This window comes from Streptomyces sp. NPDC001380 (assembly GCF_042895785.1).
Taxonomy (GTDB): Bacteria; Actinomycetota; Actinomycetes; order Streptomycetales; family Streptomycetaceae; genus Peterkaempfera.
This window is the reverse complement of sequence record NZ_JBIAWP010000015.1, coordinates 161,381-169,187: the sequence shown is the minus strand read 5'-3', so window position 1 is coordinate 169,187 and position 7,807 is coordinate 161,381. Positions and strand designations below refer to the sequence as shown.

Here is a 7,807-nt window from a genome sequence, read left to right as displayed (position 1 = left end):
CGATGACCGGGTAGCCGTCGCGCTGCAGCCGCTGGACGACGCCGTTCCAGCTGGCGGACTCCGCGAAGGCGCCGTGGACCAGGACCACGGTGGGCTTGGCCGGGGCGTGGTGGGCGGCGGGGCGGGCCGGGGCGGCGGTGGCGGTGGTGGCCGCGGTGGTGGCCGCGACGGCGGCGGCGCCCAGGGCGGCGGCGGTCAGGACGGCGCGGCGGTGCTTGACGGCGTTGATCATCATCGTTCCTCGGGCAGGGTGTGGTCTCTCGGGCTCCCCGGCGGGGCGTCCTCCGGAAGACTATTGCACAAGTTTCATGTGTGCAAGTGCCTCGCGCACAAGTTAATCGTTGGCGGTAAGATTGCACTCGCTGGAACCTCGGAGGGCGGTGCCCCGCCCCCGGCGGCGCCGGCCCGGCCGTCGCCGCCGGCCCCGTAACCGCACCCGACCGACCAGGAGGCCCCCATGGACCCCGCACCGCCCCCCGTCCCGGCGACCCCGGCGCAGCCCGACGAGGCGCACCCGGCCGGCCGCGCCGGCGACGGCGGGGACCCGCAGCCGTCCCTGCTCCTCAAGGACCAGTTCTGCTTCACCCTCTACGCCGCCTCGCGCGCCCTGACCGCGGCCTACCGCCCCCTGCTGGAGGACCTCGGCCTGACCTACCCCCAGTACCTGGTCATGCTCGCCCTGTGGGAGCACGGGGCGGTCCCCGTCAAGGACCTGGTCGACGCACTCGGCCTGGACTACGGAACCCTCACCCCCCTGCTCAAGCGCCTGGAGGCCAACCACCTCCTCACCCGCCGCCGCTCGGCCCGCGACGAACGCCTCGTCGAGGTCGCCCCCACCCCCCGCGGCGTGGAGCTGCGCACCCGCGCCCTGGCCGTCCCCCCGGCGCTCGGGGACGCCATGCGGCTCGGCGCCGACGACATCGCCGCCGCCACCGCCGTCCTCGGCCGCATGACCGCCAACCTCGCCCGGTCCCCCCGGCCGGGGACGGACGCCCCGCGCTAGCACCCCCGTGCCGGGCGCGGGGGCCCGCCCGGCCGGACCGCCGCCCGGCCCGCGGCGGTCACCGCCCGATGCCGGCCCGTCCTCGCCGAGGAGCCGGCCGCACGGACCGTCCCCGCGGTGCGAGGGGGGCGGCACGTGGACATCCCCCGTGTGCGTGCAGGGCGGGCCCCTCGGTCTTCCCGGCGCGGCGGCCCGCCGGGAGTGCGGGTCGCCCCGCCTCCGGTCCGCCGTGTCCGCCCTCCCCTTGCCAGGAGGGCCGTCCACCCGCGAGACTGGCTACCGACCGAACGGTCAGTAGGGAGGTGGGCCCGTGTCCAGTACCGGTACCGCAGGCGCCGCGACCGCGGGCGCCGCAGCAGGCGCGGCGGCCGCCGAGCCCGGCACCGACGCGCTCCGGCGGCACTTCGAGGAGGTCGTCGCGGCCGAGCAGCGGATCGAGCCGCGCGACTGGATGCCCGACGGCTACCGCGCGACGCTGATCCGGCAGATCGCCCAGCACGCGCACTCCGAGATCATCGGCATGCAGCCCGAGGGCAACTGGCTCACCCGCGCCCCCTCCCTGCGCCGCAAGGCGATCCTGCTGGCCAAGGTCCAGGACGAGGCCGGCCACGGCCTGTACCTGTACTCCGCCGCCGAGACCCTGGGCGCGGACCGGGCCGAGCTGACCGAGAAGCTGGTCAGCGGCCGGCAGAAGTACTCCTCGATCTTCAACTACCCCACGCTGACCTTCGCCGACGTCGGCGTGATCGGCTGGCTCGTGGACGGCGCCGCCATCTGCAACCAGGTGCCGCTGTGCCGCTGCTCCTACGGCCCCTACGCCCGCGCCATGGTCCGGGTCTGCAAGGAGGAGTCCTTCCACCAGCGGCAGGGCTACGAGCTGCTGATGACCATGATGCGCGGCACCGACGCCCAGCGCCGCATGGTCCAGGACGCCGTGGACCGCTGGTGGTGGCCGTCGCTGATGATGTTCGGGCCGCCGGACGCCGACTCGCCCAACACCGCGCAGTCCATGGCCTGGCGCATCAAGCGCCACACCAACGACGAGCTGCGCCAGCGCTTCGTCGACATGACCGTCCCCCAGGCGGAGCGGCTCGGCGTCACCCTGCCCGACCCCTGCCTGGAGTGGAACGAGGAGCGCGGCCACCACGACTTCGGCGAGCCCGACTGGGAGGAGCTGGGCCGGGTCATCCGCGGCCAGGGCCCGTGCAGCGCCGAGCGCGTCGAGCGCCGCCGCCGCGCCCACGAGGACGGCGCCTGGGTGCGCGAGGCCGCCGCCGCCCACGCCGCGAAGCAGGCCGCCCGCGCCGCGGCGGGCACCCCGGCGGCCCCGGCGCAGGACAGCCCGGCACAGGACAGCCCGGCGCAGGACACCCCGGCGGTCCCGGCCGGGGCAGCACCAGGAGGAGCAGCATGAGCGACACGACCGCCCCCCGGGCCCACTGGCCGCTGTACGAGGTCTTCGTCCGCAGCAAGCGCGGGCTCAACCACGTCCACGTCGGCTCGCTGCACGCCGCCGACGACCGGATGGCCCTGCTGGCCGCCCGCGACCTCTACACCCGCCGCAACGAGGGCGTCTCCCTGTGGGTCGTGCCCTCCGCCGCCATCACCGCCTCCGCGCCGGACGAGAAGGACCCCTTCTTCGCCCCCAGCGGCGACAAGGTCTACCGCCACCCCACCTTCTACGACATCCCCGAGGACGTCCCCCACATCTAGGACGGCCCGGGAGCGTCCCGGACCACCCGGGACCACCCAGAGCAGAGGAGCGCCGCGTGAGCGACGACCACGTCTACCTGTCCCTGGCGGAGACGTCCCCGGAGGGGGAGGCCCGCTGGGCCTACGGCACCGGCTTCACCGACCCGCTGCACGGCGTGGACACCGCCCTGCCCGCCGGTGTGGACGGCGCGGACCTCGGGGCGTACTGCCTGATGCTGGGCGACGACGCGCTGGTCCTCGCCCAGCGGCTCACCGAGTGGTGCACCCGCGCCCCCGAGCTGGAGGACGAGGTCGCGCTCGCCAACACCGGCCTCGACCTGCTCGGCCAGGCCCGCCTGCTGCTCGCGCGCGCCGGGCAGGCCGACGGCAGCGGGCGGAGCGAGGACGACCTGGCGTTCCTCCGGGACGAGCACGAGTTCCGCAACGTCCGCCTGGTGGAGCTGCCCAACGGCGACTTCGCGCACTCCACCGCGCGCCTGCTGCTCTTCTCCTGCGCCCGCCTCGCCCTCTTCCGCCGCCTCGCCTCCTCCGCGGACCCGGTGCTGGCCGCCGTCGCCGCCAAGGGCGCCAAGGAGCTCGCCTACCACCGCGAGTACGCCGCCGCCTGGACGGTGCGGCTCGGCGACGGCACCGAGCTGTCCCGCGAGCGCATGCGGCGCGGCCTGGAGCAGGCCGTGCCCTACCTGGACGAGCTCCTCACCCCGCACCCGGTGGAGCTGCGCCTGGCCGCGTCCGGTGCCGCCGTCGACCCGTCCGTGCTGCGCGCCGAGGTCGGGGAGGCGCTCGCCGAGGTCTGCGCCGCCGCCGGGCTCGACGTCCCGCAGGTCCCGCCGCTCGCCGCGGTCGGCGGCCGGGCCGGGCGCGACGGCGTCCACACCGAGGCCATGGGCCGGCTGCTCGCCGAGATGCAGTGCGTGGCCCGCGCCCACCCGGGAGCGGTCTGGTGACCGGCGCCGGCACGCGGGAGCGCCTGGCGGCGGCCGAGGCCGCCGCCGGGGCCGTCCGCGACCCCGAGCTGCCGGTGCTCACCCTCGCCGACCTCGGGGTCCTCGCGGGCGTCGAGGTCGACGACGCCGGCGCGGTGACCGCCTGGATCACCCCCACCTACTCCGGCTGCCCCGCGATGGCCGAGATGGCCTCCGACCTGGACGCGGCCCTGCGCGCGGCGGGCTTCGCCGACGTGCGGGTCCGCACCCGGCTGGACCCGCCGTGGAGCAGCGACCGGATCACCCCCGAGGGCCGCCGCCGCCTCGCCGAGGCCGGCATCGCCCCGCCCGGCCCGGCCCCGGCCCGCACCGCGGGCCCGGTGCCCGTGTCCCTGTCCGTCCGGCGCCCGGCGGTCGCCTGCCCCCGGTGCGGCGCGGCCGACACCGAGGAGCTGTCCCGCTTCGGCTCCACCTCCTGCAAGGCGCTGTGGCGCTGCCGCGCCTGCCTGGAGCCGTTCGAGTACGTCAAGGAGATCTGATGTCCGCTCCCGCCGCGCCCGCCCGGCCCGCCCGCCGGCGGCCCGCCTTCCACCCGCTGCGGATCGCCGAGGTGGAGCGGCTGTGCGAGGACGCGGTCGCGGTCCGCTTCGAGGTGCCCGAGGAGCTGGCCGCCGACTACGCCTTCCGCCCGGGGCAGTGCGTGACGCTGCGCCGCACCGACGGCGGCCGCGACGAGCGGCGCTCGTACTCCGTCTGCTCCCCGGCGGGCGGCCCGCTGCGGATCGCCGCCCGGCTGGTGCCCGGCGGCCTGTTCTCCTCCTGGCTGGTGGACGGCGCCCGGCCCGGCGACACCGTCGACGTGCTGCCGCCCAGCGGCTCCTTCACCCCCGACACCGGGCGGCCCGGCGTGCACGTGCTGCTCGCGGCGGGCTCCGGCATCACGCCGATGCTCTCCATCGCGGCCTCCGTGCTGGCCGCCGACGACTCCTCCGAGGTCGTGCTCCTGTACGGGAACCGGCACACCGGCACCGTGATGTTCGCCGACGAGCTGGCCGACCTCAAGGACCGCTTCCCGACCCGCTTCCAGCTCCTGCACGTCCTCTCCCGCGAGGCGCGCGACGCCGAGCTGCTCACCGGCCGCCTCGACCGGGACCGGCTCGCGGCGCTGCTGGAGGCGTTCGTCGAGGTGCCCGCCGTCGACCACTGGTGGCTGTGCGGCCCGCACACGATGGTGGACGGCGCCCGGGAGCTGCTCGCCGCGCTCGGCGTGCCGGGGGACCGCGTCCACCGGGAGCTCTTCCACGCCGAGGACGAGCTGCCGCCCGAGCCGCCGGCCCGTGCCGGCGACGGCGCCCCGGCCGGGCCGGTCAGCGAGGTGACCGTGGTCCTCGACGGCCGCGCCACGGAGCTGCGCCTGCCCCGCGACCGCACGCTGCTCGACGGGGCGCAGCGCTCCCGGCCCGACCTGCCCTTCGCCTGCAAGGGCGGGGTGTGCGGCACCTGCCGGGCGCTGGTGGTCGACGGCGAGGTGCGGATGCGGCGGAACTTCGCCCTGGAGGACGCCGAGGTCGAGGCGGGCTACGTGCTCACCTGCCAGTCGCTGCCCGTCTCCGCGCGGGTGACGGTCGACTACGACCGCTGAGCGCCGGACCGGCGGCCGCAGGCCGGTCCGGCCGCACCGGCCGGTGCGCGGCGGGTCCGGCGGCCCCGCAGATCCGGCCGCCCCCGCGGGGCCGGTCACACCGCCACGGGCGCCCGCAGCAGTCCGTGCAGCTCACGGGCGGCGGCCCGCCCGGCCCGGGTGGCGCCGACGGTGCTGGCGGACGGCCCGTACCCGACCAGGTGCACCCGGGGGTCGGCCGCCGCGCGGGTGCCCTCCAGCCGGATGCCGCCGCCGGGCTCCCGCAGCCCCAGCGGGGCCAGGTGGCCGACGGCCGGGCGGAAGCCGGTCGCCCACACCACCGCGTCGACGTCCGCCGTGCGCCCGTCGGCCCAGGCCACACCGGTCGCCGTCATCCGGTCGAACATCGGCTGCCGCTCCAGTGCGCCCAGCTCCCTGGCGCGCCGCAGCGCCGGACTGTCCGTCAGGCCGGTCACGCCCACGACGCTCCGGGCGGGCAGCCCCTCCCGCACCCGCTGCTCGACCAGGGCCACCGCCGCCCGCCCCGCCTCCGGGGTGAAGGGCCCGCCGCGGAAGACGGGCGGCCGCCGGGTCACCCAGAGGGTCTCCGCGACCGCCGCCGTCTCGGCCAGGACCTGCACCGCCGACGCCCCGCCGCCGACCACCGCCACCCGCAGGCCGCGGAAGTCCTCCGGGCCGCGGTACTCCGCGTAGTGCAGCAGGCGGCCCCGGAAGAGCTCCGCGCCGGGGACGTACGGCACGAACGGCCGGGTCCAGGTGCCGGTGGCGTTCACCAGCGCCCGCGCCGACCAGGCGCCCGCGTCCGTCTCCACGAGCAGCCGGCCGCCGTGCCGCCCGCCGGGACCGGCCGTCCCGTCCGGCTCCGGCCGCACGGCCCGCACCCGCACCGGCCTCAGCACGGGCAGGCCGTGGGCGTGCTCGTACGCGGCGAAGTACTCCGGCACCGCCTCGCGCGCCGGGCGGTCCGGGGCGGAGGTCGGCAGCGGCAGGCCCGGCAGGTCGTGGAAGCCGTGGACCGCCGCCATGGTGAGGCTGGGGGAGCGGTGGCGCCACGCCCCGCCGGGGGCGTCGTCGGCGTCCAGCACCACGAAGCCGTCCCCGGGCGCGAAGCCCCGCCGCAGCAGGTGGTACGCGGCCGACAGCCCGGCCTGCCCGGCGCCGACCACGACCACGTCCACCGGGGCGGCGGCCGCCGCGGGGTCCGTCGCGTCGGGGCCCGCCCCGGCGGCGTCCGGCCGCGCGGGGGCCGTCCCGGGCCTGTTCTCTTCTGCGGAAGCGGTCACGCCCCTGCAACACCGGCGCCGGGCGGTGTCTTCCGTCCGCCGCCGGGGCGCCTATCCTGCGGGGATGCGCGAGACGAAGACCGGGCGGGGCGCCGGGCGTCCCAGGTCGGCGGCCAAGGACGAGGCGATCCTGCGGGCCGCCCTGGAACTCCTGGCCTCCCAGGGGTACGTCCGGATGACCCTCGACCAGGTCGCCGCCGCCGCCGGGGTGAGCAAGTCCACCATCCACCTGCGCTGGAGGACCAAGGCCGACCTGCTGACCGCGGCCCTCGCCGGCGCCCGGATGGCCGACGCGCCGCCGCCGCGCGGGGACGTCCGCGAGGACCTGGTCGCCGTGCTGCGGGACTTCGCCGCGACCGTGGAGCGGGTCCGCGGCATGGCGCTCATCGGGACCTGCCTCGCCGAGGAGGCCCACACCCCCGAACTGCTCGCCCTGCTGCGCGAGCGCACCGTGCTGCCCCGCCGGGCGCTGCTGCGCGAGCTGCTGGAGCGCGCCCGGGACGCCGGCGCGGTCCGCGCCGACGCCGACCTGGAGGGCGCGGTCTCCGCCCTCCTCGGGCCCTTCTACGCCGACTACCTCGCCGCGGGCCGCGCCCGCCCGGACTGGGCCGAGCACGCCGTCGACCTCGTCCTCGCCGCCCTGCGGCCCTGACCCCCGCACCCGGGGCGGCGGGCCGGGACGGGCGGGCGCGGCCCTACTCCACCGCGTCGGCCGCCGCGCCCCGGACCTGGCCGAAGATGAGGCTCGTCCGGGCCTGCTGCACCGCCGGATGGGCCGTGAGGTGCTGCAGGACGAAGTCGCGCAGCGCCGCCGTGTCCGCCGCCGCCACGTGCAGCAGGTAGTCGTCGGGCCCCGAGACGTGGAAGACGGCCAGCACCCCGGGCAGGGCGGGCGCGCCGCGGACGAAGGCGTCCACGTGCCGGGGCGCGTGCGAGTGCAGCCGTACCGCGATCATCGCCTGGACGCCCAGGCCCAGCGCCCCCGGGTCCACCTCCGTGCGGAAGCCCCGGATGACCCCGCGCTCGCACAGCGACCGGATCCGGGTCAGGCAGGTCGACGGCGCGATGCCGACCGCCTCCGCCACGGTCTTGTTCGGGGTGCGGGCGTTCTCGCTGAGCACCCGGAGGATGGCCCGGTCGACGGGGGCCAGCTCGGGGTGTCGTTCGTTCGGCACGGGCATGATGGTGACCCGCTGCACCGAAGAAGAGCAAGAGCCTGCCCCCTTCTGCCGAACATCGT

The 7,807-nt window shown here is 77.4% G+C and carries 9 protein-coding genes and 1 pseudogene; 7 read left to right on the top strand and 3 right to left on the bottom strand.

The window, feature by feature from the left end; all coding sequences use genetic code 11:
- Positions 1–235: pseudogene (locus ACFY07_RS19720) on the bottom strand (alpha/beta hydrolase); the annotation flags it as partial.
- Between the two features lie 222 nt (positions 236–457).
- Between ACFY07_RS19720 and ACFY07_RS19715 the strand changes: the two are divergent.
- The 6 genes from ACFY07_RS19715 to paaE all read left to right on the top strand — a co-directional run bounded on the left by ACFY07_RS19715 (position 458) and on the right by paaE (position 5,284).
- The gene (locus tag ACFY07_RS19715) at positions 458–1,003 is read left to right on the top strand and encodes a MarR family winged helix-turn-helix transcriptional regulator (RefSeq protein ID WP_390870103.1); all 546 of its coding nucleotides are present in this window, start codon (positions 458–460) and stop codon (positions 1,001–1,003) included.
- Positions 1,004–1,313: 310 nt separating this feature from the next.
- Entirely contained in the window at positions 1,314–2,417 is a 1,104-nt protein-coding gene (gene paaA / locus ACFY07_RS19710) for a 1,2-phenylacetyl-CoA epoxidase subunit PaaA (protein WP_390870101.1), read from the top strand.
- On the top strand, positions 2,414–2,716 hold the full coding sequence (gene paaB / locus ACFY07_RS19705; RefSeq protein ID WP_390870099.1) for a 1,2-phenylacetyl-CoA epoxidase subunit PaaB: 303 nt from the start codon (positions 2,414–2,416) through the stop codon (positions 2,714–2,716). Before paaA ends, paaB begins: the two co-directional genes overlap by 4 nt.
- Positions 2,717–2,772: 56 nt before the next feature.
- The gene (paaC, locus tag ACFY07_RS19700) at positions 2,773–3,663 is read left to right on the top strand and encodes a 1,2-phenylacetyl-CoA epoxidase subunit PaaC (protein WP_390870097.1); all 891 of its coding nucleotides are present in this window, start codon (positions 2,773–2,775) and stop codon (positions 3,661–3,663) included.
- Positions 3,657–4,181, top strand: coding sequence for a 1,2-phenylacetyl-CoA epoxidase subunit PaaD (paaD, locus tag ACFY07_RS19695; protein WP_390870124.1), 525 nt, complete (start codon positions 3,657–3,659; stop codon positions 4,179–4,181). The genes paaC and paaD overlap by 7 nt, the downstream gene beginning before the upstream one ends.
- The gene (gene paaE / locus ACFY07_RS19690) at positions 4,181–5,284 is read left to right on the top strand and encodes a 1,2-phenylacetyl-CoA epoxidase subunit PaaE (protein WP_390870095.1); all 1,104 of its coding nucleotides are present in this window, start codon (positions 4,181–4,183) and stop codon (positions 5,282–5,284) included. The genes paaD and paaE overlap by 1 nt, the downstream gene beginning before the upstream one ends.
- A 95-nt stretch (positions 5,285–5,379) precedes the next feature.
- Here paaE and ACFY07_RS19685 read toward each other — a convergent pair whose 3' ends face one another.
- The gene (locus ACFY07_RS19685; protein ID WP_390870122.1) at positions 5,380–6,462 is read right to left on the bottom strand and encodes an FAD-dependent oxidoreductase; all 1,083 of its coding nucleotides are present in this window, start codon (positions 6,460–6,462) and stop codon (positions 5,380–5,382) included.
- A gap of 169 nt (positions 6,463–6,631) precedes the next feature.
- Between ACFY07_RS19685 and ACFY07_RS19680 the strand changes: the two genes are divergently transcribed.
- Entirely contained in the window at positions 6,632–7,219 is a 588-nt protein-coding gene (locus tag ACFY07_RS19680; protein ID WP_390870093.1) for a TetR/AcrR family transcriptional regulator, read from the top strand.
- A gap of 43 nt (positions 7,220–7,262) precedes the next feature.
- On the opposite strand, the gene ACFY07_RS19675 is transcribed toward ACFY07_RS19680, so the two are convergent.
- The gene (locus tag ACFY07_RS19675) at positions 7,263–7,748 is read right to left on the bottom strand and encodes an Lrp/AsnC family transcriptional regulator (protein ID WP_390870121.1); all 486 of its coding nucleotides are present in this window, start codon (positions 7,746–7,748) and stop codon (positions 7,263–7,265) included.
- Between the last annotated feature and the right edge of the window lie 59 nt (positions 7,749–7,807).